We start from the raw sequence: 25318 nt of genomic DNA, 5'->3' as shown, positions 1-25318 counted from the left end.
TCAAAAGTTACGAACAGAAATCCAGCGGCAGGCGGCGCGGCACAAACTGGCCTTTGCCCAGTTGCTCCGCATCACGCAGGGTGCGCCATGTGTAGTTAAGCGCGGTCTGTACGGCGCTGGCGAGGTTTTCACCCTGGGCCAGACGACCGGCCAGGGCGCTGGCCAGCGTACAACCGGAACCGTGATAGCTGCCGGGCAAGCGCTGGCAGGTGAAGGTTTCGCGGCGACCGTCGCGGCTATAGAGGCGGTTGTGGATTTCGTGTTCGTCGCCATGGCCGCCGGTGATCAGCAGGTGTTTGACGAACGGCAGCAGTTTTTCGGCGCATTCGTCGGCCGTGCCTTCTGGCAGTTCGGCGAGGATGCGCGCTTCGGGAAGGTTAGGGGTCGCGATGATGGACAGGGGCAGCAAGCGTTCGCGCATGGCGTAGCCGACTTCGTCCTTGCCCAGTCGTCCGCCGCCGCCGGCGCGCAGCACCGGGTCGCAGACCACGGGCAAATGCGGGTGCGCCGAGAGCAGTTCGACAACGGTGTCGACCATTTCCAGGGAACCGAGCATGCCCAGTTTGACCGCGGCGACTTCGGAATCGTTGAGCACGGCATTGGCCTGGGCCAACACCCACTCACGGTCGAGGACGCGAAAGTCAGTGACGTTGACCGTGTCTTGCACGGTCAGGGCGGTGACGGCCGGGGCCGCATGACAACCCTGAGCGAGCAGGGCTTCGATATCTGCCTGCAAGCCGGCGCCACCACTTGGGTCGTGGCCGGAGAGACAGAGGACAACGGGGCGAGAGCTGTAGATATTCATGGTGCGCGAGCTTACCACCAGTCGACCAGCGAGTCATGAGACGGACCCTGTAGCCGCTGGCGAAGCTTGCGTCCGGTTGCTACAGGAATGTGCAAAACGGCCGATGCATTGATACAACCTGACCAATCAAGTTGTTTTTACGTGAAATTTGTCGCTGGAACGCCCGTACTAGAGCCTCCACAGTAAATTTTTCAATGGTGTTCAATGGCCATCAACGGCTATGCTAGAGTGGATCCAAACCAATAACAGGTAATACCGGTTTTACGTCTACTCAAAGGGAATGAGGGGCTTCCTGAGATAACCGGACAGGCCACGCTGGGGCTTAAATGCGCTATTTGCTGATGTTGCTGCTTTGCTTGCCCCTCATGGCGAGCGCCGTCGAGTTCGACGAATTCACCCAGAGCCTTCCCCTGGGCCGAGTCATGCAAGTGTACGAAGACGCGGGTGGTCAGGCGACCATCGCCGATGTTCGTGCCCAAGCCGCGGCCGGAAACTTCAAACCCCACGACAAAGCCACGCTCAACGCCGGGTACTCGCGTTCGGTGTTCTGGCTGAAAATCGAGCTGCATTACCGCCCGACCAACCCTGCTGCGCAACGCACCTGGTTGCTCGAACTGGCCTATCCGCCCCTCGATCATCTTGATCTGTATTTGCCCGATGCAACCGGCAGCTATCAATTGGTGCGGCAGACCGGCGATGCCTTGCCGTTTGCCACTCGCGAAATCCGCCAGAACAACTACCTGTTTGATTTGAACTTCACCCCTGACCAGGCCCAAACCGTCTACTTGCGCCTGCAAAGTGAAGGCTCGATCCAGGCGCCGGTCACCTTGTGGTCGAGCACCGCGTTCCTCGAAGAACAGCCGGTGCGCCTCTATGTGTTGGGGCTGATCTACGGTGTGTTGCTGGGAATGCTGGTGTACAACCTGTTCATCTACCTCAGCGTTCGCGACACCAGCTACCTCTATTACATTTTCTATATCGCCTCGTTCGGGTTGTACCAGTTGTCGGTCAACGGTGCGGCTGTGGAATATTTCTGGCCGGACAACCCGTGGTGGGCCAACGCCGCTACACCGTTCTTCATCGGTTGCGCAGGACTGTTCGGCAGCCAGTTCGCCCGTAGCTTCTTGCAGACAGGGTCTTACGGACGCTGGCTCGATCGCTTGCTGCTGGCGTTGATTGCATTCAGCGCGGTGGTGATCGGGCTGTCACTGATGGCCAGTTACGCCCTGGCCTTGCGCCTGGCCACCGCGTTGGCCTTGACCTTCACCGTGGTGATTTTCGCCGCCGGGTTGTGCGCCTGGCTTCGGGGCCTGCGGGTGGCGCGCTACTTCATCATTGCCTGGTCGGCGTTTTTGCTCGGTGGCATCGTCAATACCTTGATGGTGCTGGGATACCTGCCCAACGTGTTCCTGACCATGTATTCGAGCCAGATCGGCTCGGCGATCGAAGTCGCCTTGCTGTCGCTGGCCCTGGCCGATCGCATCAACGCCATGCGCGAGCAGCAAGCGCAAACGCTGTTTGATGCCGGTCAAAAGCTGGAAGTGCTCAACCAGCAACTGGCCCACAGTAACAAGCTCAAGGACGAGTTCCTCGCGACACTGACCCACGAATTGCGCACCCCCATGAACGGTGTGATCGGTTCGCTGGAATTGATGCAGACCGTCGAGATGGACCCCGAACTTGAGCAATATCAGCAAACCGCCGCGGGTTCCGCGCGGGACATGATGCGCATGGTCAACGGCATCCTGACCCTGACCGAATTGCAGGCCGGCAAGCTCAAGGCCACCCCGGCAACGTTCAGCTTGCGCGGTGTGGTCGATGCCTTGCGGGCGCAGTTCGAGGGTAATGCCTCGAGCAAGTCGCTGGACTTCAAAGTCGACGTCACGTCGGGGCTGCCGGACCGCTTGCACGGCGACAGCGTCAAACTGGCGCAGTGCCTGGAATGCCTGCTGGACAACGCGATCAAATTCACCCGGGTCGGTGGGATCGCGCTGCGGGTGACGGGTAAACCGGTGGAAAACGGGCGACTGTCGTTGTCGTTTGCGGTAATCGACACCGGCATCGGCTTTACCGATTTGGGGGAGGCGACGATGTATCAGCGTTTCTTCCAGCTCGACGGTTCGATGACTCGCGAATACGGCGGTTTGGGTGTGGGCCTGGCGATTTGTCGGCAACTGGTCGAATTGCTCGGTGGGCGCCTGACGCACCGGTCGGAGCCGGGCAGTGGCAGTCGCTTCCAGCTGGATGTCGACTTTGAAGTGCCCGTGGTAGAACGCTCGCCCGTGCCGTTGATGAGTGGCGATCCTGCGCGTTTGCGCCTGCCTCAGGATTGCAGCGTGTTGCTGGTCGACGATAACAGCGTCAACCAGTTGGTGATGCGCGGCATGTTGCTCAAGCTCGGGTTTCGGGTGCGCTCCGCGGAGAATGGCCTGGCCGCGCTCGATCAGTTGCAGCGTGAAACCTTTGACGCGGTATTGCTCGACTGCCAGTTGCCACCCCAGGACGGCCTCTCTTTGTGCTGCCGGATCCGCGACTTGCCAGGTTGCGCCGAGTTACCGGTGTTCGTGGTCGCCCTCAGCATTGATCGTGAACGCTGCCCGACCGGTGACATGATCGATTACCTGAACAAACCGGTGAAATTTGAAGATTTGCAGGCAGCGCTCTATCGTCGCGTATTGTGCCCAAGGCATGGCGAAAGCGCCGACAGTTAGGCGGTTATGCCACTTTTTTCAGCCTCGGGGCAGTGCTTAACTGAATCCCTTGGCTGACCTAAAGGAGCCCCGTCATGAACCTGCATCAGTTCGCCGAAACCCACGAAGTCACCAACCAGCCACCGTCGCTGGACGGCACCAACCTCTACCGCATCGACCTGCCGCTGCAAGAATGGTCGCGGCGGTTCGGGGCTGGTTGGGCCGAGTCGCGGATCGATGCGTATGGCGCACTGGCCGGCGGACCGCTGATGGAAGCCGGGTTCCTCGCCAATCAGAACAAACCGGTGTTCGTCAGTCATGACCGTTATGGCCATCGCATCGATCTGGTGGAATTCCACCCGGCCTATCATCAATTGATGCGCACCGCGGTCGAACACGGGCTGACTTCGTTGCCTTGGGCGCATCCGCAATCCGGTGCGCATGTGGCCCGCGCGTCCATGAGCTATCTGCACAGCCAGGCCGAGGCCGGCAGCGGTTGCCCGTTGACCATGACCTTCGCCAGCGTCCCGGCGATGCGCCTGCAGCCGGATCTGGCCGAGCAGTGGCTGCCGAAAATCCTCTCTACCGAATACGACCCGCGCAACGTCGGCATGGCCCACAAGTCCGGTGTGACCATCGGCATGGCCATGACCGAGAAGCAGGGCGGCACCGATGTGCGCGCCAACACCACCAAGGCTTATCCGGTCGGCGCCAGCGGCCCGGGCCAGGCTTACGAATTGGTGGGGCACAAGTGGTTCTGCTCGGCGCCGATGTGCGATGCCTTCCTGACCCTGGCACAGACCGACAAGGGCCTGACCTGTTTTTTGCTGCCGCGCCATCGCCCGGACGACACGCGTAATCAGTTCTACATCCAGCGCCTGAAAAACAAACTGGGCAATTGCTCCAACGCTTCCAGCGAAGTGGAATTTCGTGGGGCGCTGGCGTGGATGATCGGCGAAGAAGGGCGGGGCGTGCCGACCATCATCGAAATGGTCGCCATGACCCGCTTCGATTGCATGGTCGGCTCCAGCGCGCTGATGCGTCAGGCGCTGACCCAGGCCAGCCATCACTGCGCTCACCGCAGCGTTGGCGGCAAGCTGCTTAGCGAACAACCGTTGATGCAAAACGTGCTCGCCGATCTGGCGCTGGAAAGCGAAGCCGCCCTCGCGTTGAGCCTGCGCATGGGCAAGGCGCTGGATCATCTGGACGACAGCCATGAAGCGAAATTCGCCCGGCTGGTGACAGCGGTGGGCAAATACTGGATCTGCAAGCGCGCACCCGCGATGATCAACGAAGCGGCTGAATGCATGGGCGGCGCCGGGTATGTCGAAGAAAGCATCCTGCCGCGGCTGTATAGAGAGGCGCCGGTCAATTCGACGTGGGAGGGTTCCGGCAACGTGCAATGCCTGGATGTGTTGCGTGCCTTGTCGAAGGAGCCGGGTGTGCTGGATGTGTTGTTCAGCGAACTGGGTGATGGTCATGGCGACAAACGCCTGGCCGCGCACATCAGCCAGTTGCAGGCGGCGTTCAAGGACACCGGCGACATTCAGTACCGCGCGCGGCAATTGACCGAAGACATTGCATTGGGGCTTCAGGCCAAGCTGTTGCTGGAGGCGGGGAATGCGGCGGTCAGTGATGCGTTTATTGCCAGTCGCCTCGGCTCGGCGGGGCGGGTGTATGGCGCGTTGCCGCGTGGGCTGGATTTAGAGGCGATTGTGGTCCGGTCGACTCCGCAAGGTTTTTGAACACAGCTTGATGAACACCACAAAACCAATGTGGGAGCGGGCTTGCTCGCGAAAGCGATTTAACATTCAGCATGGATGTCGGCTGACACTCCGCTTTCGCGAGCAAGCCCGCTCCCACATTGGATCTGCGCTGGACTTGGCATTTGTGTAGCCACCACTGTTCCCGTGAAGCGACGATGCAGGCAAGATGAAGGTCTGCAAGTCAGAACACAGGATGCTGATCGTGACCGAAGCTTTTATTGTCGTTCAAACCGCCGAGCAAGCCGTGGACCGGCTTGCGCTCTTGCACAATCGTGCAACCACCGCGCTGAATCAGGCGCTCAAGCGTTACCTCAAGGATCGTGTCGAGCCGGACGCCGAGCAGCGTGCGATGTTTCGATATCCCGAACTGCGTCTGACCTATCACTGCCAGGGCGAAGTCCCGCAGACCACGCGTGCCTACGCCAAGGTTCAGCTGCCGGGGACCTACAGCGTCACCGTCACCCATCCAGCCGCTTTCCGTAAATACCTGCTGGAACAACTCGTGCCATTGATGCACGACTTCACCGTGACCGTCGAAGTCGGCATCAGCCAGCAGAACATTCCTTATCCGTACGTGGTCGAGCAGGGCGATGAACTGGCCGGCTCCGGCGTGACCGCTGCCGTGCTGGCGCGGGTGTTCCCGAGCACCGATTTGTCGGCCGCCACCGATGGCATCGCCGATGGCTTGTACGATTGGGAAAACACCGACCCGCTGCCGTTGGCACTGTTCGACGCCGCGCGGGTGGACTTTTCCCTGCGCCGACTGGTGCATTACACCGGCAGCGACTGGCGTCATGTACAGCCGTGGATCCTGCTGACCAACTACCACCGCTACGTTGACCAGTTCATCGTCCATGGTTTGGAGCAATTGCGCAGCGACCCGCGTTTTGTGCGCATGGTCTTGCCGGGCAACGTCATCATCGAAAAAAGCATGGACCATGGCGAAGCCTCGGCGATTGCGGCGGGTGTGGTCTGGCACCGTTACCAGATGCCGGCCTATCACCTGATCGCCAGCGATGGCCACGGCGTGACGCTGGTGAACATCGGCGTCGGTCCGTCCAACGCCAAGAACATCACCGACCACCTGGCGGTGTTGCGTCCGCATTGCTGGCTGATGATCGGCCATTGCGGTGGCTTGCGTCAGTCGCAGACCATTGGCGACTACGTGCTGGCGCACGCTTACATGCGCCGCGACGGGATTCTCGACCGGGTCGTGCCGCCGAACATTCCGATTCCGGCCCTGGCTGAAGTGCAGATGGCGTTGCAGCAAGCGGCGGCCAACATCACCGGCGAAAAAGGCGACGAGCTGAAAAAACGCCTGCGCACCGGTACGGTACTGACGTATGACGACCGTAACTGGGAACTACGCTGGGCGCAGGAGCGTCCGTTGATCAACCTGTCTCGCGCCGTTGCAGTGGACATGGAAAGCGGCACCATCGCCGCCCAGGGCTATCGTTTGCGGGTGCCTTACGGCACGTTGCTGTGTGTTTCGGACAAACCGTTGCACAGCGAAATCAAGCTGCCGGGCTCGGCCAACGCCTTCTATGAACGCGCGGTCAGCCAGCACTTGAAGATCGGTATCGAGGCGGTGGATCTGTTACGCACCGAACTCAACTCGCTGCACTCGCGCAAACTGCGCAGCTTCGACGAGCCGCCGTTCCGCTAACGGTTGTCATGGTCATTTGGCGGTCAGGGCACTAGCATTAGCAGCCCTGACCGTTAGATGTTCCTTTTCCCATGTCTCGTCCACCACGTCCCGTTTCTCGCCGCCCTGGCGCGAAGCCTGCGCCATCCCCCTCAGCCCTGCGCCGTGTCGCCAAGGCGCCGCCGGCCGAGCCGAAGTTGATCCTGTTCAATAAACCGTTCGACGTCCTGACCCAGTTCAGCGACGGCGAAGGGCGGGCGACGCTCAAGGACTACATCGAGATTCCCGGAATCTACCCGGCAGGACGGCTGGACCGCGACAGCGAAGGCTTGCTGCTGTTGACCAACGACGGCCAGCTTCAGGCGCGGATCGCCGACCCGAAACACAAACTGGCCAAGACTTATTGGGTGCAGGTGGAAGGCGAACCGAGTGCCGAGCAATTGCAGCGGTTACGTGATGGCGTTGAACTGAACGACGGCATGACGCTGCCAGCCGAGGCGCGACAGCTTGAAGAACCGCAGCTGTGGCCACGCAATCCGCCGGTACGCTTTCGCAAAAGCGTACCCACGAGTTGGCTGGAGTTGGTGATTCGCGAGGGGCGAAACCGTCAGGTGCGGCGCATGACGGCGGCGGTCGGCTTGCCGACATTGCGTCTGGTGCGGGTCAGAATCGGCGACTGGACGATCGAAGGGCTCGATCAGGGCCAGTGGAAGGAAGTACCGGCGCGTTTATAACGTGCCGGATTCGATCAGGCCGATCACCACGCTTTTGATCACGAACGCGGCCACGCCCAGACCCAGCACAAAGAACAGAATCATCGAGCCAAAGCGCCCGGCCTTGGACTTCTTCGCCAGATCCCAGACGATGAAACCCATGAAAATGATCAGGATGCTGACCAGGCCAGTCATCATCCACTCTTCAAATACTGCAGGATCCATCGAACATCTCCAGCGCAGGCGCGGCTAAAAGGGCGCGACGAGTATACGCCATGCTTGGTTGGCGCAGCATTGACCTGCGTCGGATTGTGGCGAGGGGGCTTGCCCTCGTAGGGTTGCGAAGCAGCCCCTAAAGCAACCACTGAGTTTTACCTGATGCAGTGCATATTCTGGTTTTACGACCGCTGCGCAGCCGAACGGGGGCAAGCCCCCTCGCCACAATCAGCTGCGCAGATGAGTCAGCGGTAACTCAGTACTATTGAGCACCTGATTCAACACAAAACTCGACCGCACACTCGTCACCCCTTCAATTCGGGTCAAATGCCCCAGCAGCAATTTCTGGTAGTGATCCATGTCCGGCACCACCACCTTCAACTGATAATCCGCATCCATCCCCGTCACCAGGCTGCATTCCAGCACCTGTGGCAAGGTACGAATCGCCGCTTCAAAGTTCTCGAACCGCTCGGGTGTGTGTCGGTCCATGCCGATCAGCACGTAGGCCGTCAGGCTCAAACCGAGCATTTTGCGGTCGAGCAGGGCGACCTGACGGGTGATGTAACCGTCGTCTTCCAGCTGCTTGACCCGGCGCGAGCATGGCGAAGGCGACAGGCCAATGCGTTCGGCCAGTTCCTGGTTGGAGATGCGCGCGTCACGCTGCAATTCCGCCAAAATGCTCAAGTCGTATCGGTCGAGTTTGCTCATCAATCAGGCCTTTGTCGTAACTATTGCGGCAGATTATCTATCCAGGGTTAAAAATTGCGCAAGTTATGTTTATTTGAGCAATCTTCGCAATCCTCTGCCGACGCCCCAGGCCTATTCTTATCACCAGAATCACTGCTCGGACAAACAGTCCACAGCGACTCGCCCAATCAGGCCAGTCGCGGCCGCCACCCCCACCGGGGATGTGCCGGCCCCCGAGCTACACACTGTCCAGAAGACGGCGTGAGGTGAGCCGGCGTCATAAGCGTCGAGCACGGACGAAGTTCTCAAAGGGAGGCCGACGGGTCTCCCTTTTCTTTTGCGTGCGATTTCTGTTCTGCCCTCAATAAATAAGTTTCGCGACTGATAACCTGTTGCAGAACCGGCCTGTGCTTTTCCAGTCTTACGTACAGGCCCTAACCCGCAGTGAGGAAAAGCATGAAGTCGCGCATCTGGCGTTTGGCCGGTGTTGGTTTGCTGTGTGTCAGTGTCGCTGCGCAATCGCTGGCCGATGATCAGCAAAACCGTGGAAACGATGGCGGGCAGCAGGGGTCGAATGGCCATCAGGGCAACGGTCAGGGGCATGGCAACAATCAGCAACGTCCGCAGAGCGATCAGCAGAATAATCAGCCGCGCCCGCAGAACAACGAGATCATTCGTGGCGAAAACAGCCGCCAGTTCGAACATAACGGCCAAAACCAAAACAACGGCCAATGGCAGAACCAGAACCAGCCACGGCCACAGCACGACTACAACAATCCGGTTCGCTCGCCGCCACCACCACCGCAATTACCCGCCAACGACCTGCCGATCCAGGGCCGGCCCGATACTGTGCGCCAGACCCAGCAGCCGCAGCGTGGCTACTATCAGGACAATCCGCGCAACAACGGGTACAACCAGCAGTGGCAAACCGGCGGCATGGGTGCACGGCCCAATGATCATTACTGGGCCGGTCGCCCGAATGGTCACGGCAACGGTTGGGGACCCGGTCCGCAGTATCGGCCTGGTCAGGTGATCGATCGCTTCCCGGATCGCGATTACCGCGTGCCTTACGGCGGCCGGGATTATTTCTATTCCGGCGGCTACTGGTATCGCCCGCAAGGCCCGCGTTACGTGGTGGTGCAGCCGCCGCGCGGGATTCGCGTCAGCTACTTGCCCGATTACGCCCAGGAAGTGTGGATTGGCGGGTCATTGCTGTTCCTCGCCGCCGGCTCGTATTACGCCTATCAAGAGAACAGTCAGGATTACGTCGTGGTCGAACCGCCGGGACAACCGCTGCCGCAATCGTCCAGCAATGGCTATGACGTCGAGGCGTACCCGGCCAACGGCCAGTCGCCGGAACAGGTCAGTCAGGACGGTTACGAGTGCTATCAATACGCGGTGCAGCAGAGCGGTTTTGATCCACGCGCCGACACTTACCAACCTGACCCTTCGGTGGTGCAAGCCTACCGTCAGGCCCAAGGCAATTGCCTGGGCAGTCGCGGTTATCAGGTCAAGTTCTGAGCCGTGGCGGCTTTCACCACTTCCTGCGGGTCGGCGTGCACCAGCACTTCGGCTCGCGGGTACGCGGCGTGGATGGCATCGGCGGCTTGATCGCTGATGCCGTGGGCGACTGACAACGTCAGATCCCCCGGCAATTCCAGGTGCAGCTGCACGAACCACTGGTTACCGGAAATCCGCGTGCGCAAATCATGCGCCCCCAGAACACCCGGCACGCTGCAGGCCAGTTCAAGCATGTGCTGACTGACATCCGTCGGCAGTTCCTCGTCCATCAGCACCGTGAAGCTTTCCCGGGCGATCTGAATCGCGCTCCAGAGAATGTACGCGGCAATCCCCAGGCCGAACCACGGGTCGACCTGATGCCAGCCAAACCCGGCCAGCACCAGCGCCACCAGAATGCTGCCGTTGAGCAGCAGGTCCGAGCGGTAATGCAGCGAGTCCGCGCGCACCGCGTTGGAGCCGGTGGCTTTGACGACGCGATGTTGCAACATCAGCAACGCCAGCGTCAGCACCAGGGAAAACACGATCACGCCGATGCTGATCCACGGCGCCCCCACCGGTTCCGGATGTCGCAGCCGGTCAATCGCCTGCATGGCAATCAACGCTGCACTGCCGCCAATGAACAACGCCTGAGCCATGCCCGCCAGCGACTCGGCCTTGCCATGCCCGTAACGATGGTCGTCATCGGCCGGGCGCAAGGCGTAATGCACCGCCAGCAGGTTGAGCAGCGACGTGACGCCGTCGAGCGCCGAGTCGGTCAACCCGGCGAGCATGCTCACCGAGCCGCTCAACCACCAGGCGATGGCTTTGGCGACGATCAGCGTACACGCCACCGCCACCGAGGCACGGGTCGCCAGCCGCAGCAGGCGGGCGTGTTCGGAGCTGGAAGTCATAGGGGCAGCTTTTCCTTTGGGTGCACCGATTACGCGGCGGGCTGCAGGCCGAGCAGGGCCAGTTGCTGGGTGCTGCCTTTGTGTTGGATCAGGCGCGGGTCGTCCAGCGGGAAGCTGCGGCCCAGCTCTGTTTCGAGAATAGTCTGCAACTTGTGGTTATCGACTTTGCCGTCGGCACCGATCGCTTCCTTGAGTTTTTCCGGGTCTACCTGGGCAGTCTTGCCTGGCTCGAAGTAAATCGCGCCGGTGGCGAAGTCGACCGCAAACGCGATCAGGCCGGGGATGATGTAGAACAACAGGCCCACGGCATCCAGCGCGGCGATGGCGGGGTCGATCTTGCCGTCGATTTGCCCACGGCGGTCGGGGTAGAAAATCGAGCCGCAAGCGCTAACCTGGGTCAGCAGGGTTGCGACCAATACACCGCCAATCAGGCGAAAGGGAACACGCATATGAAATCTCCTGGGTAATTTCAAAACGAAAAGGCGTCGGTATGAATTAGGACCCTGACGAACGCCTGGCAGTTCGCCGTTATACCCGGCCCTCTGTTCGGGGGCTAGTAGATTGATGTTGTTTTACCAGATCAGCGTGAAGCGTTGACGACACGTGAAGAAACGCGGCTGAAACCATGCCGGAATCCACGTCGTGTAACGTGATTATTGCACGGTAACATTATGTGCGTTACTGTGCGTTAATCGTGTTATTGGGCGCCGATGTGAATACTAACAGACAAGACATTCAAGATTACTTCGAATCGGTTTTCGGGGCGAAACCCGAGATCAGGCGCTGGGCGAAGTCCAAGGGTTTGCCCTTTTTTCTCCTGGATGAATACACCTTCGACACCGTGACGCTCTTTGGCTGCCAGTGCCTTTTACTGCTTGCTCACGAACCCTTTGAAAACGTCGCGAAGATTCGCAAGCACCTCGATGTTTTGAAACCGATGGTGGATCACCCGATCCTCTATACCACCGACGCCCTCAAATCCTACGAGCGCAAACGCCTCATCGAGGCGGGGATTCAGTTCGTGGTGCCCGGCAATCAACTCTTCGCGCCACAGCTTGGAATGGATTTACGCGAGTACTTTCGCGGCAGGCATGTCCAGAAAGCAGTTATGGGGCCTGCAAGCCAGGCATTGCTTATCGCCGCCATTGTTCGTGGATGGGGCAAGGATTTTACTTTTCGAGGTGTGGACCTGGCGGATGGAGCGTTGTATTCCAAGATGACGATGTCCAGGGCGATGAAGGAGTTTGAATCGTTCGGATTGATAGAGCCGGCCTCGAATGAAAAATCACCTCGTTGGCGATTTGTAGCGACGCCAGAAGCCACGTGGGAAAAAGCGCTGTCGGCGTTGCAAAACCCGGTCAAACGCGTGGTGTACGCCGACCGCCATCCCTTGTTACAGCGAGCAGCTGGACAGTCTGCCCTCAGCAAAGTATCGATGCTCGCGGAACCCTTGATCCCCGTAATCGCGTTCTCCAAAGACGAATGGGATCAGGAAGTCCAACGCTCTGGCTGCAAGGAAGTCGGTCAATTTGACGAGCCGGTTTTTGAGGTCGAGATCTGGAGTTACTCCCCTGATCATATCGGCGGCAACAACGGTCTTCCAGCGTTGAGAGAAGGCGTCGACCCGCTTTCTCTCTACCTCAGCTTAAAGGACGACGTTGATGACAGAGTCCAGATCAGCCTCGATGAAATGATGGAGAAAATTGAATGGTAAAAGGACTGGATACCTTTCGCGCAGCCTTCGCCGGCCATGCGGATCGATACGTGCTTATTGGCGGCGTTGCTGCGAGCCTGACGCTTGAAGAAGCAGGTATACCCTTCAGGGCTACCCGCGATTTGGACATTGTCCTGATCATCGAAGCGCTGGATGACGTGTTCGGTAGCGAGTTCTGGGAGTTCGTAAAGCGCGGAGGTTACACCGAGCGTCACGAACTTGATGGACCGACGAGGCGCTACAGATTTGGCAATCCCGTCGATGACAGCTACCCGGCACTGTTGGAGTTATTCTCTCGGGCTCCTCAAGGCTTATCGCTGCCCGAAGGTGCTCATCTGACTCCGATCCCCGTAGGCGCAGAGGTGTCAGATTTGTCTGCGATTCTGCTGGACGATACTTATTACGATTTCATCGTCGAGGGTCGCAACGACACAGAGGACCTGTCCTGCATTGGTGTCGATCGATTAATTCCGCTTAAAGCACAGGCATGGACCAACCTCACTCATCCTGAGTGCCAGGAACCGAACGCTGGCCGCAAGAGCAATAAGCATCTGAAGGATGTTGTTGTTTTGTCCCGTCTTCTTTCCGAGGAACCAGCATTTGATCTGCCAACGAGCATTGCAGAAGATTTGCGAAGGTTTCTGGAAGTCATGCCTTCGCTGGATGTCGACATGAAGGCCATCGGGTTACGTGGAGTTACCATCGCTGAAGTAGCGGAACGCATCCGCATAGCATTCAAAATCTAGATTCTGAACGTCCGGTTGCATTGAGCCAGGTGCTTCGCCGTTATACTTCCCGGCTTGCCTGGGAGCCAGCATGATTTCTTTGCCGATTGATGAAGTTTTACCCGCGCTGCGTGAAGCCTTGGCGACACGCCACGAAGCCGTGCTCGAAGCACCGCCCGGCGCCGGTAAGACCACCCGTGTGCCATTGGCCCTGCTCAACGAGGCCTGGCTGGCCGGGCAGACCATTCTGATGCTTGAGCCGCGCCGGTTGGCTGCGCGGGCGGCGGCGGAGCGGTTGGCCAGTGAATTGGGTGAGAAGGTTGGCGAAACGGTTGGCTATCGCATTCGTCTCGACAGCAAAGTCGGCCCCAAGACCCGTATCGAAGTGGTCACCGAAGGCATCCTTACCCGTCGTTTGCAGGATGATCCGGCGCTGGAAGGCGTTGGCCTGCTGATCTTCGATGAATTCCACGAGCGCAGCCTCGACGCCGACCTGGCGTTGGCCCTGAGCCTGAATGGCCGGGAGCTGTTTCGCGACGATCAACCGCTGAAAATTCTGCTGATGTCGGCAACCCTGGAGGGCGAGCGCCTGGCCGGGTTGCTCGACGATGCGCCCATCCTGCGCAGCGAAGGCCGCATGTACCCGGTGGCGATGCGCTGGGGACGGCCGTTCCAGCCGGGTGAATTCATCGAGCCGCGTCTGGTGCAAACCATCCTCGAAGCCTTGAATGATGAAAGCGGCAGCATCCTGGTATTCCTGCCGGGACAAGCGGAAATCCGGCGTGTGCATCAACAATTGGCCGACGCCTTGTGCGATAGCCCGCAGGTGCTGCTTTGCCCGCTGCACGGTGAGCTGGACCTGAATGCCCAACGCGCGGCAATTGATCCGGCGCCGGCCGGCCAGCGCAAAGTGGTGCTGGCAACCAACATCGCCGAGACCAGCCTGACCATCGACGGCGTGCGCGTGGTGATTGACGCCGGGTTGGCGCGGGTGCCGCGTTTCGACCCCGGCAGCGGCATGACCCGCCTCGACACCCAACGCATCTCCAAGGCCAGCGCCACGCAGCGCGCGGGCCGGGCGGGGCGTTTGGAACCGGGTGTGTGTTATCGCTTGTGGTCACAGGATCAGCACGAACAATTGGCGGCTTATGCCAGCGCAGAAATACTCTCGGCGGACCTCGCCGGCCTGGCGTTGCAACTCGGTCGCTGGGGCGTGACGCCGGGTCAGTTGGTCTGGCTGGATGTCCCTCCCGCCGCCGCTTATGCCCAGGCTCAGGATTTGCTGGATCGACTGGGCGCGTTGGAGGGCGAAGCGCTGACCCGTCACGGTCAGGCCATGGCCGAACTGCCGGCGCACCCGCGTATCGCGCATTTGTTGTTGCGCGGTCAGGCGCTCGGTTTGGCCGACATGGCCTGCGATGTCGCGGCGTTACTCGGTGAACGCGATATCTTGCGCGGCGCTGGCGCCGATCTGCACAGCCGCTTGGTGTTGTTGTCCGGCGAAGAACGCGCCGCGCGAGGGGCTCAGGGTGGCGTTCAGCGTGCCCGGCAACTGGCGCGGCAATATCGTGGTTATCTGCGCGGTAAAGCCTCGGAGCCGGTCAGCGATCCGGATCACCCGCGCTGGCTCGGCGCACTGCTGGCGTTGGCCTATCCCGACCGCGTTGCCCAACAGCGCCGTGCCGGTGGCGCGGAATACCGCTTGGCCAACGGCCGCGCCGCGCTGTTCGCCGAAGCCGACAGTCTGATGAAACAGGCCTGGCTGGTGATCGTCGATCTCGGCAGTCGACAGGGTCAGCGCGAGGAACGAATCTACCTGGCGGCGGATTTCGATCCGGCGCTGTTCGACTCGGTGCTCGCCGAGCAAGTGCGCGTCGTCGATCAACTGGATTGGGATGAGCGTGAAGGTGTGTTGCGCGCCGAGCGTCAGCGCAAGGTCGGTGAACTGATCCTCAGCCGCGAACCGTTGACCGGTCTCGATGAAACCGCGCGCAGCCAGGCCTTGGTCAATTTGGTCCGGCGAAAAGGTCTGGAGCTGTTGCCGTGGACCCCGGAACTGCGACAGTGGCAAGCGCGAGTGGCCTTGTTGCGTCAGTTGGATATGGCCGGCAAGGGCGAAAGTGAGTGGCCGGATGTCAGTGATGCCGCGCTACTCAAAAGCCTCGAAATCTGGCTGATGCCGTATCTGGGCAAGGTCTCGCGGCTCAGCCACTTTGCCAACCTGGACCTGTCGAGCATCGTTCATAACCTGCTGCCGTGGCCGCTGCCGCAACGGCTCGATGAACTGGCGCCGCATCATCTGAGCGTGCCGTCGGGGTCGTCGATTCGTCTGGATTACAGCGAACAGCCGCCGATTCTGGCGGTGCGACTACAAGAGTTGTTCGGCTTGGCCGAAACCCCACGGATTGCCGGGGGCCGGCAGGTGGTCAAACTGCATTTGCTGTCCCCGGCACGGCGGCCGGTGCAGGTGACCCAAGACCTGGCGAATTTCTGGCGCAGCACGTATGCCGAGGTGAAGAAGGATTTGAAGGGGCGGTATCCGAAGCACTACTGGCCGGATGATCCGTTGGTGGCCGAAGCGACTGCGCGGATCAAACCCCGCAAATAATCCCCAAGACTAAACACAAATCTTGTGGTGAAGAGGTTTACCTGTGGCGAGGGGGCTTGCCCCCGTTGGGTGGCGTAGCCGCCCCAATGCCTGCAACAGAGGTGTGTCAGGTACACCGCATGCAAAGGTTTTGCGACTGCTGCGCAGTCGAACGGGGGCAAGCCCCCTCGCCACAGGGGGCATCAGACTCAAACGCTTGTCGCAGCCTTGGCAGTTAACTGCTCCCGGCAATAATCCGCAAACAACTGCGCCGGCTTGGTCAACTGCCCGCGCTTGAGCCACGCGGCCACCAGTCCTGATCCGGTGACGTCTTCGACAATGTCCACGCACACCACTTTCTGCCCGTCGTAGGTGCACTCCGAATGCGGTCGCGTGACCAGGATCGAGAAGCCGAACCCTTGCCCGACCATGCCACGGACCATCTCGATGGACGGTGAGCTGAAGGCAATGTTCGGCGACAGGTTCAATTCCTCGAACAGGCTGACGAAGTACGTCCGGCTCGGTTGCACGTCCAGCAGGATCATTGGCTCCAGGCACAGATCGCGCAGCGACACCTGCTTGAGCTGGGCAAAGCGATGGTCCGCCGGCAGCAACGCATAAGGTCGCTGTGCCGGCATCAGCGGTTCGGTCTGGATGGTGGCGTCGAGGTCGTGTTCATACAGGATCGCCAGGTCGAAGGTGCCCGACGTCAGGCCTTGCACCAGCTCTTGCTGCTCGCCGTCGCGGATGCGGATTTTCACCCCCGGATACAGCGCCGAGAACCCGGCAATCAATTGCGGCAGGTACAGCGGCGCGACCGTTTCAAAACAGCCGATGTCGATCTGTCCGCAGACCACGTCATTGTCGGCCAGGGCGTTCTGTTCGAACTCCTTGGCCATTCGCAGCAATTCCTGGGCCTTGCGGTAGAAGCGCGCGCCGCTTGGCGTCAAGGACACCCCCTGGGCGTGATGACGGATCAGCAGTTGCACGCCGAAGCTGTCTTCCAGGCCTTTGATCGCCGTGGAGATCGCCGGCTGGGCGATGTACAGCTTGCGCGAGGCCTCGGCGACGCTGCCGCATTCGACGGTGGTGATGAAGTATTTCAGTTGACGCAAGTTGTAGGCAGCCACGGCAAACCTCGGGGTGGATGATCCAGGCATCCAGGCAAATTTCGCGCCGACGGCGTCCGTTCTGACGACGGTGTTGTTGTGCTTGAACAATAACCACATACCGCGCCACGGGGGAGGTTGGCTGCCCAGTTTTTTCATGGTCTGCGAAAACATTTTTACTATTTTTCCTGGACACGGGCGTGGGCCACCATCCAGTCACAAGAAAAGCCCTTGGAGCATCTGAACGTGTTCGAGCTTGCATATTGGCAAAACAAAGCCGCAGCGCTGCAGTTTCCTGTCCAGGCCGTGATCGACGGTAAACGCCGTTCGGCGCAGTCCGGCCAGACGTTCGCCGCGATCAACCCGGCCACCGGGCAATGCCTGGCCAACGTGACTGCGTGTGGCGATGAAGAGGTCAACGCCGCCGTCAGCAATGCGCGGCAGGTATTTGAAGCCGGCACCTGGTCGGCGCGTTCGCCCGGTGAGCGCAAACAGGTGCTGCTGCGCCTCGCTGAGCTGATCATGGCCAATCGCGAAGAACTGGCACTGCTTGACTCACTGAACATGGGCAAACCGGTCATGGATGCCTACAACATCGACGTGCCGGGCGCCGTCGGGGTGTTTCGCTGGTACGCCGAAAGCCTCGACAAACTCTACGACCAGATTGCCCCCAGCGCGCAGAACGTCCTGGCGACCATCACCCGTGAAGCCCTCGGCGTGGTCGCTGCCGTGGTGCCGTGGAATTTCCCGCTGGACATGGCTGCGTGGAAACTCGCACCGGCCCTGGCCGCCGGCAACTCGGTGATTCTGAAACCCGCCGAGCAATCACCGTTTTCCGCCCTGCGTCTGGCCGAGCTGGCGCTGGAAGCTGGCCTGCCAGCGGGTGTATTGAACGTGCTGCCGGGCCTCGGCGAGCAGACCGGCAAAGCCCTCGGTTTGCACCCGGATGTCGATTGCCTGGTGTTCACCGGCTCTACCGAAGTCGGCAAATACTTCATGCAGTATTCCGCGCAATCGAACCTCAAGCAGGTGTGGCTGGAGTGCGGTGGCAAGAGCGCAAACCTGGTGTTCGCCGATTGTCAGGACCTCGATCGGGCCGCTGAAAAAGCCGCGTTCGGGATCTTCTTCAATCAGGGCGAAGTCTGTTCGGCCAACTCGCGTTTGCTGGTGCAGCGCTCGATCCACGACGCGTTCGTCGAGCGCCTCAAAGCGCACGCCGAACGCTGGTTGCCGGGCGATCCACTGGACCCGTCGAGCAGCGCCGGGGCGATTGTCGACAGCCGCCAGACCGCGCGCATCATGAAGTTCATCCAGCAAGCCGAGCGCCAGGGTGCGACCAAAGTGTGCGGTGGCCGGCAGTCGATCTTCAACGGCTCTGACAACTTCATCCAGCCGACGATTTTCACCGGCGTGACCCCGGACATGCCGCTGTTTCGCGACGAAGTGTTTGGCCCGGTGCTCGCGGTTACCGCATTCGATGACGAGGCCCACGCCTTGCAACTGGCCAACGACAGCGTCTACGGTCTGGCGGCTTCGCTGTGGACCGATGACCTCAACCGCGCCCACCGTGTGGCGCGGCAATTGCGAGCGGGGACTGTCTCGGTCAACAGCGTCGATGCACTCGACGTGACCGTGCCTTTCGGCGGCGGCAAGCAGTCCGGTTTCGGCCGTGACTTGTCGCTGCATTCATTTGATAAATACACCCAGTTGAAGACCACCTGGTTTCAGCTGCGCTGATAACAGCCGCTAATAAAAAACGGAGAACTGGCGATGACCACACCACGTGAAACCCGCGACTACCAGGCCGCCGACGCTGCGCACCACATCCACGCATTCGTCGATCAAAAGGCACTCAACGACGAAGGACCCCGGGTGATGGTTCGTGGCGAACGCCTGCACCTGTGGGACAACGACGGTCGGCGCTACCTCGACGGCATGTCCGGGCTGTGGTGCACCAACCTCGGTTACGGGCGTAAAGACCTGGCGGCGGCAGCGACTCAACAACTTGAACAGCTGCCGTACTACAACATGTTTTTCCACACCACTCACCCGCAGGTGATCGAGCTGTCGGAGCTGTTGTTCAGCCTGCTGCCGGGGCACTACAGCCACGCGATCTACACCAACTCCGGCTCTGAAGCCAACGAGGTGTTGATCCGCACTGTGCGCCGTTACTGGACGATTCTCGGCAAGCCCGAGAAGAAAATCATGATCGGTCGCTGGAACGGTTATCACGGCTCGACCCTGGCTGCGACGGCGCTCGGCGGCATGAAATTCATGCACGAAATGGGCGGCATGATTCCGGACATCGAGCACATCGACGAGCCGTATTTTTTTGCTCACGAAGGCAACCTGACCCCGGCCGAATTTGGCCTGCGGGCGGCGCAGCAACTGGAAGCGAAGATTCTTGAACTGGGCGCGGACAAGGTTGCAGGTTTCATTGCCGAACCGTTCCAGGGCGCGGGCGGGATGATTTTTCCGCCAGAGAGCTACTGGCCGGAAATTCAGCGCATCTGCCGCAAGTACGATGTGCTGCTGTGCGCTGATGAAGTGATCGGCGGCTTTGGTCGCACCGGCGAATGGTTCGCCCACGAGTACTTCGGTTTCGAGCCGGACACCTTGTCCATCGCCAAGGGTTTGACCTCGGGTTATATCCCGATGGGCGGGCTGATCCTGTCGAAGAAAATGGCCCAAGTGCTGGTGGAGCAGGGCGGGGTGTTTGCCCATGGCCTGACCTATTCCGGGCACCCGGTGGCGGCGGCGGTGGCGATTGCCAACCTCAAGGCGTTGCGTGATGAAGGCGTGGTGACGCGGGTCAAGGATGACATCGGCCCGTACCTGCAACAGTGCTTGCGCGAAGTGTTCGGTAATCACCCGTTGGTGGGTGATATTCAAGGCGTCGGCATGGTCGCGGCGCTGCAATTGGCCGAGGACAAAACCAGCCGTAAGCGCTTTGCCAATGAGAACGACATTGCGTGGCGGTGCCGCACGATCGGCTTTGAAGAGGGGGTGATTATTCGCTCGACGCTGGGGCGGATGATCATGGCGCCGGCGTTGATTGCCAGTCGGGAGGAGATTGATGAGCTGGTGGGCAAGACCTTGAAAGCGGTTGATCGTACGGCGCAGGAGTACGGCCGGCTCTGATCTTTTAGCGCTCTTGCGGGCCTCTTCACGAGCAAGCCCGCTCCCACATTAGATCGGTGTCGTACACAAATTCTGTGACCGGCATAGATCAAATGTGGGAGCGGGCTTGCTCGCGAATGCGGTAGCCAATTCACCGCACCTCTCATCTTTTGCACCCACCTCGAGCACCCCCGCCCACACCGCCCTTTTCCAGTGCGCGCTACACAGCTTTTTCATCATTCGCCTCGACATATTTCCTAATTTTCCTTCTCCCCGCACTGGGCCAACATCGACTTCGCCAGTCAGCCCGATACTGCCCACCGCAAGGTCCATCAGAGACCTGAGGTGACAGCTGATTTCAGGGCCGCTGGCCGTACTGCCCATCAAAACTAAATCAACAGCTTTGGGAGTGCTCCATGATCAAGTCCTTGCTAACCCGCATCGCTCATCCATTGGCGATCACCGCCATCGCCGCCACGGTCGCCACCAGCGCCCAGGCCGGCACCCTGTCCATCGGTCACACCACCTGGGTCGGCTACGGCACCCTCTACCTCGCCCAGGACCTGGGCTACTTCAAGGAAAACGGCTTGACCGTCGAATTGCCCGTCGTTGAAGAGGCGTCGATGTACATGGCCGCCCAAGCCTCGGGCGAGTTGTCAGGCTCGGCGTCGACCATTGATGAAGTGCTGAAATACCGTCCTCAATTCTGCTTCAAGGCTGTGGCCGCGCTGGATGACAGCCATGGCGGCGACGGCGTTCTGGTGGGCAAGGACGTCAAGAGTCTGCAGGAGCTCAAAGGCAAAGCGGTGGCGGTGAACGAAGGGTCGACCTCGCAGTTCTGGTTGTCGTATTTGCTGAAGAAACACGGCATGAGCATGAGCGACATCACCGTGCAGAACATGACGGCCGACGATGCTGCCACCGCGTTCATCGCCGGTCGCGTGCCGGCCGCCGTGACGTGGGAGCCGCACCTGTCGATGGTGCGTGACAAGAAACAGGGCAAGGTGCTGATCGACAGCAGCAGCACGCCGGGCGTGATTGTCGACGTGGTTGCGCTGAACTGCTCGGTCATCGAAAAGCAGCCGGAAGACGTCAAGGCGTTGGTCGCCGGTCTCTACAAAGCCGTGAAATACACCCAGGACCACCCGGAAGAAGCCTACAAAATCATGGCCAAAGGCGTTGGCGGTTACCTCGCCGATCCGAAGGAACTGGCCGCCGCCGCACAAGGCGTGCGCTTCTACGATCAGGCCATGAGCGAAAAACTCCTCGGCTCGCCAGGCAAACCGGGCGACAGCGAACCGCTGATCAAACTGGCCAATGAAACCGCCAGTGAATTGCAGGGCAAACCCTACAACGTCAGCAATGACGACCTGATCGACAACCGTTTTGTCACCCCGCTGTAGGAGGTTTGCATGTTCAAGCGCAATTCATGGCTGAGCCGCTGCATCACGCCCAAGACTGGCCTGCCGGTGCAGGTCATCTGGAGCGCGAGCGGTCTGGCCTGGGTACTGTTGATCGGCCTGTGGGCCGGTTTGTCTTACGGTGGCGTGGTGCCGGGCATGTTCTTGCCGACACCGGGCGCAGTGGTCGAGGCCGCCGTGCGCCTGGGTCGCGACGGCACCCTTGGCCTGCATGTGTGGGCCAGTCTGGAAGTAGTGATGGTCGGTTTCATTGTCTCCTCGCTGGTGGCGGTGCCGCTGGGGTTGCTGATGGGCAGCTTCCGTATCGTCCAGGCGTTCCTTGAGCCGATGGTCAATTTCATTCGCTACTTGCCAGTGACCTCGTTCGTGCCACTGTTCATTCTATGGATCGGTATCGGCCTGGAGCAGCGGGTCTCGGTGATCATCTTCGGTGTGTTCTTCCAGCAACTGGTGATGATCGCGGACGTTTCCAAAGGCATCTCCAAGGATTTGATCAACGCGTCCTACACCTTGGGCTCGACCCGTCGCGACGCGGTGCTGCATGTGATCGCCCCAGCCTCCTTGCCGGGTGTGCTCGACACCTTGCGCGTGACCATGGGCTGGGCCTGGACCTACCTGGTGGTCGCCGAACTGGTCGCCGCTTCCAGTGGCCTTGGTTACTTGAGCCTTAAAGCCATGCGTGGTTTTCAAGTGGATGTGATTTTCCTGGCAATCGCGATCATCGGCCTGTTGGGCCTGGTCACCGATCAACTGTTCCGTTTCCTACGTCTGAGGATCGCCGCATGGGCTCAGTAAGCGCCGTCAACCCTCGCTTCGTCACACCTTTGGCCACCCCGGTGCAGGCCGCTCCAAGGCTGCAAGTGGACAAGGTCAGCCTGCGCTATCAGAAACCTGACGGCGGCATGTTCACAGCGCTGGAGCAAGTGTCGTTCGAGGTGCCGGACCAACAATTCGCCGTGCTGGTCGGACCTTCGGGTTGCGGCAAATCGAGTTTGCTGTACCTCACCGCCGGCCTCAACGAACCCACCGAGGGCGAGATCTACGTCGGTGGTCAGCAAGTGCAGGGGCCGGGTGCGGACCGTGGCATGGTGTTCCAGAGCTATACGCTGTTCCCGTGGCTGACCGTGCGCCAGAACGTCGAGTTCGGTCTCAAGCGTCGCGGCATGGCGGCTGCCCAGCGCAAGGAGATCGTCGACTACTACGTCAATGAAGTGGGCCTGACCGGGTTTGCCGACAACTACGCCAAGCAGCTGTCCGGCGGCATGATGCAGCGTGTGGCGATTGCCCGAGCGCTGGCCAATGATCCGCAAATCCTGCTGATGGACGAACCTTTCGGCGCGCTCGACAGCCAGACGCGCCTGCAAATGCAGCAGCTGTTGTTGCGGGTCTGGGGCAACAGCAAGAAGACCGTGTTGTTCGTGACCCACGATATCGACGAGGCGGTTCTGCTCGGCGATCGGGTCTACGTGATGGGCGCGCGGCCTGGGCGGATCAAGCAGATTCTGGATGTGCCGATCGAACGCCCACGGACCCTGGACATGGTCATGGAGCGCTCGTTCATCGACATGAAGCGCAAGATCTTCGGGCTCTTGCATGACGATCTGGAAGAGGTGCATTGAGTTGCACCCAATACCTGTAGGAGCCGAGCTTGCTCGCGATGAGGCCAGCATATTCAGCATTGATGTGGCTGACACAACGCCATCGCGAGCAAGCTCGGCTCCTACAGGTTCCAGTTGTTAAGGAGTTGCAGGCAACAGGAACCGCGCAATCACCGGCAAGTGATCGGAGATGCGCAACGTATCGTCCTGCCTAACCATCGCCTCGACCCGTTTGATGCGCGCACTGTAGAACAGGTAGTCAACCGTGCGGTCCGGGCCGTTCAGCCCCGGATCATTCGGGTAATGCGTCAGCCACTGGGCCCGATCCGCGCCACTGGCTTCGTTGTTGGTCGGGATCATCGGGTACTTGTCCCACAGCACATGCAGCGCGCTGTCGGCCGAGTAGGGCGTGCGTTGCTCTTCTGGCAGTCGGCGAAACTGCCCGAGCGGCAACAAATTGAAATCGCCACCGATCAGCCACGGCGTGCCGCGGCCTTCGAGTTTGTCGAGCACTTTGGCGACGGCCGTCACTTCGGCTTGCAGCGTTTCGTCTGGCTGGATGACGCGGTCCAGATGGGTATTGAGCACCGCCATCTGACCGCCGTCGTTCAACGGCAGATAAGACACCAGCAAGGCGTTTTTCGGTTTGAACTGGCGGCTGATCAGGTTGGCCGGCGCGACCGGCAATTGCAGGCGTTCGGCGTGTTCGATCTGGTAGCGGCTGAGCGTTACCAGTTGCCGGCCAACGCTGCCGAAGATGTGCGGATCCGGCACGAAGTCGGCCTTCCAGTCGAAGGCTTGAGCACTGCACGGATACAGGTCGGCGACCCGCTCTTGCAGCAGTTTGAACTGGTGTTGGTAATCGCTGGCCTTGGCGTTGTCATCGAGTTCCTGCAGCATCACGATGTCGGGGGATTCATCGCGAATCACCCGTGCCACTTCGTCGAGGCTGAAGGCCATGTCTTCGGGGGTGGGGGTTTCATCGGTGCCCTGCGCAAGGTCGTTCCAGAACACATAACGTTTACCGGCCAGGTACTGGACATTCCAGGTCATCACTTTCAATGCCTGACCGGGGACCAGGGTGGGCGCTTGAGCCGAGCAACTGACCGGCAACACTTCCTTGGAGTCGGGGCGCCAGGTCAGGTTGTAGATCAGTAATGCGATCACGCCGGTCGCGATCAACAGGCTCAGCAGGGTGTAGCGCAGTAGACGGGTCATGGCTCGGCTTATAGCGTTACAAAAGATGACCCCGAGCATAACCGAGACTAGAGCTGAAGCCCACGGTCAGCGCGGCCCCTCAATCTTCTCGGGTGTATCGCCGATCAGCATGAACAAGCGGAACAACACCACGCTGGTGAACAGTTGCAGGAAGCTGTGGGCACTGTCGATCAGCAGGGAAATCACCGGGTTCTGCGGGTCCGGGTACACCGCGAGCGTGGCGCCTTTGAGCACCCACAGCGGACCCATCACACACAGGATGCACACCAGAATGCGCATGAAGTGGCCGCGGGTCAGGCGCAGGCTTTCTTTCATGGCCGCCAAGGGGGCCATGCCACGCAGCACCAGCAGGTACTCTGCGAACGCCAATGTCACCATCAGATAGATACCGGGCAGGAAGTACAGCGACAGACCGAGCAGGATCAGCAGGGTATTGAGCGCCGTGAGCAGGGCGAAGCGCGGCCACAGGTACGCCGACCGTGTCAGCAGATCACGGTTGCGCGGCGACTCACCGCGGCTGCGGGCGTCGAGGAACAGAATCAGGGCGGCGGTGTACAGCGGATAAACCAGCAAGCCAACGATCACGCTGACGCCGGGAAAACTGTCCGGCTCGGTGGAGTGGTCGACAATTTGTTGCAACAGCGCCTCAAAGATCACCAGTGGCAGGCACAGTTGCACGATCTGTCCCAGATTGCGCTTGAAGAAGTACAAAGAGTCACGCAGTACATCGAACGGATTCATCAGTCGGTATCGCAGGTTGGAAGCAGTGGCCCACTTTAACCGATGAAACACTTGGAAACGCAAACGTAAACGTTAGGTAAAGCTCATTGAAACAACTTGTTTCAGCCTCCATTAAGGTCGAGCACCTTATCCTCTTTGGAAAAGGACAACGA

General features: G+C 60.1%; 21 protein-coding genes. 13 read left to right on the top strand and 8 right to left on the bottom strand.

What is annotated here, in order from left to right; translation table 11 throughout:
- Nucleotides 1–7: 7 nt before the first annotated feature.
- The gene (locus tag EAH78_RS22565) at nucleotides 8–805 is read right to left on the bottom strand and encodes a hydroxymethylpyrimidine/phosphomethylpyrimidine kinase (protein WP_027924276.1); all 798 of its coding nucleotides are present in this window, start codon (nucleotides 803–805) and stop codon (nucleotides 8–10) included.
- 326 nt (nucleotides 806–1131) lie between these two features.
- Between EAH78_RS22565 and EAH78_RS22560 the strand changes: the two genes are divergently transcribed.
- From EAH78_RS22560 to EAH78_RS22545, 4 genes are all read left to right on the top strand, one after another.
- Nucleotides 1132–3516 carry a hybrid sensor histidine kinase/response regulator gene (locus EAH78_RS22560; RefSeq protein WP_140669500.1) on the top strand — a complete coding sequence of 795 codons (2385 nt, stop codon included), beginning with the start codon at nucleotides 1132–1134 and terminating at the stop codon, nucleotides 3514–3516.
- Between the two features lie 74 nt (nucleotides 3517–3590).
- Nucleotides 3591–5240 carry an acyl-CoA dehydrogenase family protein gene (locus tag EAH78_RS22555; protein WP_140669499.1) on the top strand — a complete coding sequence of 550 codons (1650 nt, stop codon included), beginning with the start codon at nucleotides 3591–3593 and terminating at the stop codon, nucleotides 5238–5240.
- A 187-nt stretch (nucleotides 5241–5427) separates the two neighbouring features.
- Nucleotides 5428–6927, top strand: a complete 1500-nt coding sequence (gene amn / locus EAH78_RS22550; RefSeq protein WP_193560094.1) for an AMP nucleosidase — start codon at nucleotides 5428–5430, stop codon at nucleotides 6925–6927.
- Between the two features lie 71 nt (nucleotides 6928–6998).
- Nucleotides 6999–7640, top strand: coding sequence for a pseudouridine synthase (locus EAH78_RS22545; protein WP_140669498.1), 642 nt, complete (start codon nucleotides 6999–7001; stop codon nucleotides 7638–7640).
- Here the strand turns inward: EAH78_RS22545 and EAH78_RS22540 are convergent.
- Nucleotides 7635–7844 carry a DUF2788 domain-containing protein gene (locus tag EAH78_RS22540; protein WP_027924271.1) on the bottom strand — a complete coding sequence of 70 codons (210 nt, stop codon included), beginning with the start codon at nucleotides 7842–7844 and terminating at the stop codon, nucleotides 7635–7637. The genes EAH78_RS22545 and EAH78_RS22540 overlap by 6 nt on opposite strands.
- A 219-nt stretch (nucleotides 7845–8063) precedes the next feature.
- Nucleotides 8064–8543, bottom strand: coding sequence for an Lrp/AsnC family transcriptional regulator (locus EAH78_RS22535; RefSeq protein ID WP_007894448.1), 480 nt, complete (start codon nucleotides 8541–8543; stop codon nucleotides 8064–8066).
- A gap of 435 nt (nucleotides 8544–8978) precedes the next feature.
- Here EAH78_RS22535 and EAH78_RS22530 point away from each other — a divergent pair, with 435 nt between their 5' ends.
- Complete coding sequence (locus EAH78_RS22530) at nucleotides 8979–10043, top strand: DUF6515 family protein (RefSeq protein WP_140669497.1); 1065 nt, start codon at nucleotides 8979–8981, stop codon at nucleotides 10041–10043.
- Here EAH78_RS22530 and EAH78_RS22525 read toward each other — a convergent pair.
- Nucleotides 10028–10933, bottom strand: coding sequence for a cation diffusion facilitator family transporter (locus EAH78_RS22525; RefSeq protein WP_140669496.1), 906 nt, complete (start codon nucleotides 10931–10933; stop codon nucleotides 10028–10030). The two genes, EAH78_RS22530 and EAH78_RS22525, sit on opposite strands and share 16 nt — an antisense overlap.
- A 29-nt stretch (nucleotides 10934–10962) precedes the next feature.
- On the bottom strand, nucleotides 10963–11382 hold the full coding sequence (locus EAH78_RS22520) for a polyribonucleotide nucleotidyltransferase (RefSeq protein WP_140669495.1): 420 nt from the start codon (nucleotides 11380–11382) through the stop codon (nucleotides 10963–10965).
- A 263-nt stretch (nucleotides 11383–11645) separates the two neighbouring features.
- Here EAH78_RS22520 and EAH78_RS22515 point away from each other — a divergent pair, with 263 nt between their 5' ends.
- The 3 genes from EAH78_RS22515 (at nucleotide 11646) to hrpB (ending at nucleotide 15980) form a co-directional block, all read left to right on the top strand.
- Nucleotides 11646–12647: a hypothetical protein gene (locus EAH78_RS22515; protein WP_140669494.1), complete on the top strand. Its 1002-nt coding sequence runs from the start codon at nucleotides 11646–11648 to the stop codon at nucleotides 12645–12647.
- The gene (locus tag EAH78_RS22510) at nucleotides 12641–13393 is read left to right on the top strand and encodes a nucleotidyl transferase AbiEii/AbiGii toxin family protein (protein ID WP_140669493.1); all 753 of its coding nucleotides are present in this window, start codon (nucleotides 12641–12643) and stop codon (nucleotides 13391–13393) included. Before EAH78_RS22515 ends, EAH78_RS22510 begins: the two co-directional genes overlap by 7 nt.
- Nucleotides 13394–13463: 70 nt before the next feature.
- Entirely contained in the window at nucleotides 13464–15980 is a 2517-nt protein-coding gene (gene hrpB, locus EAH78_RS22505) for an ATP-dependent helicase HrpB (protein WP_140669492.1), read from the top strand.
- Nucleotides 15981–16168: 188 nt separating this feature from the next.
- Here hrpB and EAH78_RS22500 read toward each other — a convergent pair whose 3' ends face one another.
- Nucleotides 16169–17089 (bottom strand): LysR substrate-binding domain-containing protein, encoded by a 921-nt coding sequence (locus EAH78_RS22500; RefSeq protein ID WP_140669572.1) that lies wholly within the window; start codon nucleotides 17087–17089, stop codon nucleotides 16169–16171.
- 225 nt (nucleotides 17090–17314) lie between these two features.
- Between EAH78_RS22500 and EAH78_RS22495 the strand changes: the two genes are divergently transcribed.
- The 5 genes from EAH78_RS22495 (at nucleotide 17315) to EAH78_RS22475 (ending at nucleotide 23228) form a co-directional block, all read left to right on the top strand.
- Nucleotides 17315–18805 carry an aldehyde dehydrogenase gene (locus EAH78_RS22495; protein WP_140669491.1) on the top strand — a complete coding sequence of 497 codons (1491 nt, stop codon included), beginning with the start codon at nucleotides 17315–17317 and terminating at the stop codon, nucleotides 18803–18805.
- A gap of 33 nt (nucleotides 18806–18838) precedes the next feature.
- Nucleotides 18839–20209: an aspartate aminotransferase family protein gene (locus EAH78_RS22490; protein WP_140669490.1), complete on the top strand. Its 1371-nt coding sequence runs from the start codon at nucleotides 18839–18841 to the stop codon at nucleotides 20207–20209.
- Between the two features lie 395 nt (nucleotides 20210–20604).
- The gene (locus EAH78_RS22485; protein WP_140669489.1) at nucleotides 20605–21591 is read left to right on the top strand and encodes an ABC transporter substrate-binding protein; all 987 of its coding nucleotides are present in this window, start codon (nucleotides 20605–20607) and stop codon (nucleotides 21589–21591) included.
- 9 nt (nucleotides 21592–21600) lie between these two features.
- Nucleotides 21601–22404, top strand: a complete 804-nt coding sequence (locus EAH78_RS22480; RefSeq protein ID WP_140669488.1) for an ABC transporter permease — start codon at nucleotides 21601–21603, stop codon at nucleotides 22402–22404.
- Nucleotides 22392–23228 (top strand): ABC transporter ATP-binding protein, encoded by an 837-nt coding sequence (locus EAH78_RS22475; RefSeq protein ID WP_140669487.1) that lies wholly within the window; start codon nucleotides 22392–22394, stop codon nucleotides 23226–23228. The genes EAH78_RS22480 and EAH78_RS22475 overlap by 13 nt, the downstream gene beginning before the upstream one ends.
- 117 nt (nucleotides 23229–23345) lie before the next feature.
- Here EAH78_RS22475 and EAH78_RS22470 read toward each other — a convergent pair whose 3' ends face one another.
- Together EAH78_RS22470 and EAH78_RS22465 are read right to left on the bottom strand one after the other, a co-directional pair.
- The gene (locus tag EAH78_RS22470; RefSeq protein ID WP_140669486.1) at nucleotides 23346–24425 is read right to left on the bottom strand and encodes an endonuclease/exonuclease/phosphatase family protein; all 1080 of its coding nucleotides are present in this window, start codon (nucleotides 24423–24425) and stop codon (nucleotides 23346–23348) included.
- A gap of 66 nt (nucleotides 24426–24491) precedes the next feature.
- Nucleotides 24492–25166 (bottom strand): YciC family protein, encoded by a 675-nt coding sequence (locus EAH78_RS22465; protein ID WP_140669485.1) that lies wholly within the window; start codon nucleotides 25164–25166, stop codon nucleotides 24492–24494.
- Between the last annotated feature and the right edge of the window lie 152 nt (nucleotides 25167–25318).

The sequence above is a fragment of the Pseudomonas arsenicoxydans genome (assembly GCF_006438915.1).
Lineage (GTDB): Bacteria > Pseudomonadota > Gammaproteobacteria > Pseudomonadales > Pseudomonadaceae > Aquipseudomonas > Aquipseudomonas arsenicoxydans_A.
The sequence above is the reverse complement of the archived record's forward strand: the minus strand, read 5'-3'. Positions and strand labels throughout refer to the sequence as shown.

Bases quoted from the DNA above. Each gene is read 5' to 3' on its own strand.
- EAH78_RS22565 (WP_027924276.1), bottom strand. From the start codon at position 805: ATGAATATCTACAGCTCTCGCCCCGTTGTCCTCTGTCTCTCCGGCCAC.
- EAH78_RS22560 (WP_140669500.1), top strand. From the start codon at position 1,132: ATGCGCTATTTGCTGATGTTGCTGCTTTGCTTGCCCCTCATGGCGAGC.
- EAH78_RS22555 (WP_140669499.1), top strand. From the start codon at position 3,591: ATGAACCTGCATCAGTTCGCCGAAACCCACGAAGTCACCAACCAGCCA.
- amn (WP_193560094.1), top strand. From the start codon at position 5,428: ATGAAGGTCTGCAAGTCAGAACACAGGATGCTGATCGTGACCGAAGCT.
- EAH78_RS22545 (WP_140669498.1), top strand. From the start codon at position 6,999: ATGTCTCGTCCACCACGTCCCGTTTCTCGCCGCCCTGGCGCGAAGCCT.
- EAH78_RS22540 (WP_027924271.1), bottom strand. From the start codon at position 7,844: ATGGATCCTGCAGTATTTGAAGAGTGGATGATGACTGGCCTGGTCAGC.
- EAH78_RS22535 (WP_007894448.1), bottom strand. From the start codon at position 8,543: ATGAGCAAACTCGACCGATACGACTTGAGCATTTTGGCGGAATTGCAG.
- EAH78_RS22530 (WP_140669497.1), top strand. From the start codon at position 8,979: ATGAAGTCGCGCATCTGGCGTTTGGCCGGTGTTGGTTTGCTGTGTGTC.
- EAH78_RS22525 (WP_140669496.1), bottom strand. From the start codon at position 10,933: ATGACTTCCAGCTCCGAACACGCCCGCCTGCTGCGGCTGGCGACCCGT.
- EAH78_RS22520 (WP_140669495.1), bottom strand. From the start codon at position 11,382: ATGCGTGTTCCCTTTCGCCTGATTGGCGGTGTATTGGTCGCAACCCTG.
- EAH78_RS22510 (WP_140669493.1), top strand. From the start codon at position 12,641: ATGGTAAAAGGACTGGATACCTTTCGCGCAGCCTTCGCCGGCCATGCG.
- hrpB (WP_140669492.1), top strand. From the start codon at position 13,464: ATGATTTCTTTGCCGATTGATGAAGTTTTACCCGCGCTGCGTGAAGCC.
- EAH78_RS22490 (WP_140669490.1), top strand. From the start codon at position 18,839: ATGACCACACCACGTGAAACCCGCGACTACCAGGCCGCCGACGCTGCG.
- EAH78_RS22485 (WP_140669489.1), top strand. From the start codon at position 20,605: ATGATCAAGTCCTTGCTAACCCGCATCGCTCATCCATTGGCGATCACC.
- EAH78_RS22480 (WP_140669488.1), top strand. From the start codon at position 21,601: ATGTTCAAGCGCAATTCATGGCTGAGCCGCTGCATCACGCCCAAGACT.
- EAH78_RS22475 (WP_140669487.1), top strand. From the start codon at position 22,392: ATGGGCTCAGTAAGCGCCGTCAACCCTCGCTTCGTCACACCTTTGGCC.
- EAH78_RS22470 (WP_140669486.1), bottom strand. From the start codon at position 24,425: ATGACCCGTCTACTGCGCTACACCCTGCTGAGCCTGTTGATCGCGACC.
- EAH78_RS22465 (WP_140669485.1), bottom strand. From the start codon at position 25,166: ATGAATCCGTTCGATGTACTGCGTGACTCTTTGTACTTCTTCAAGCGC.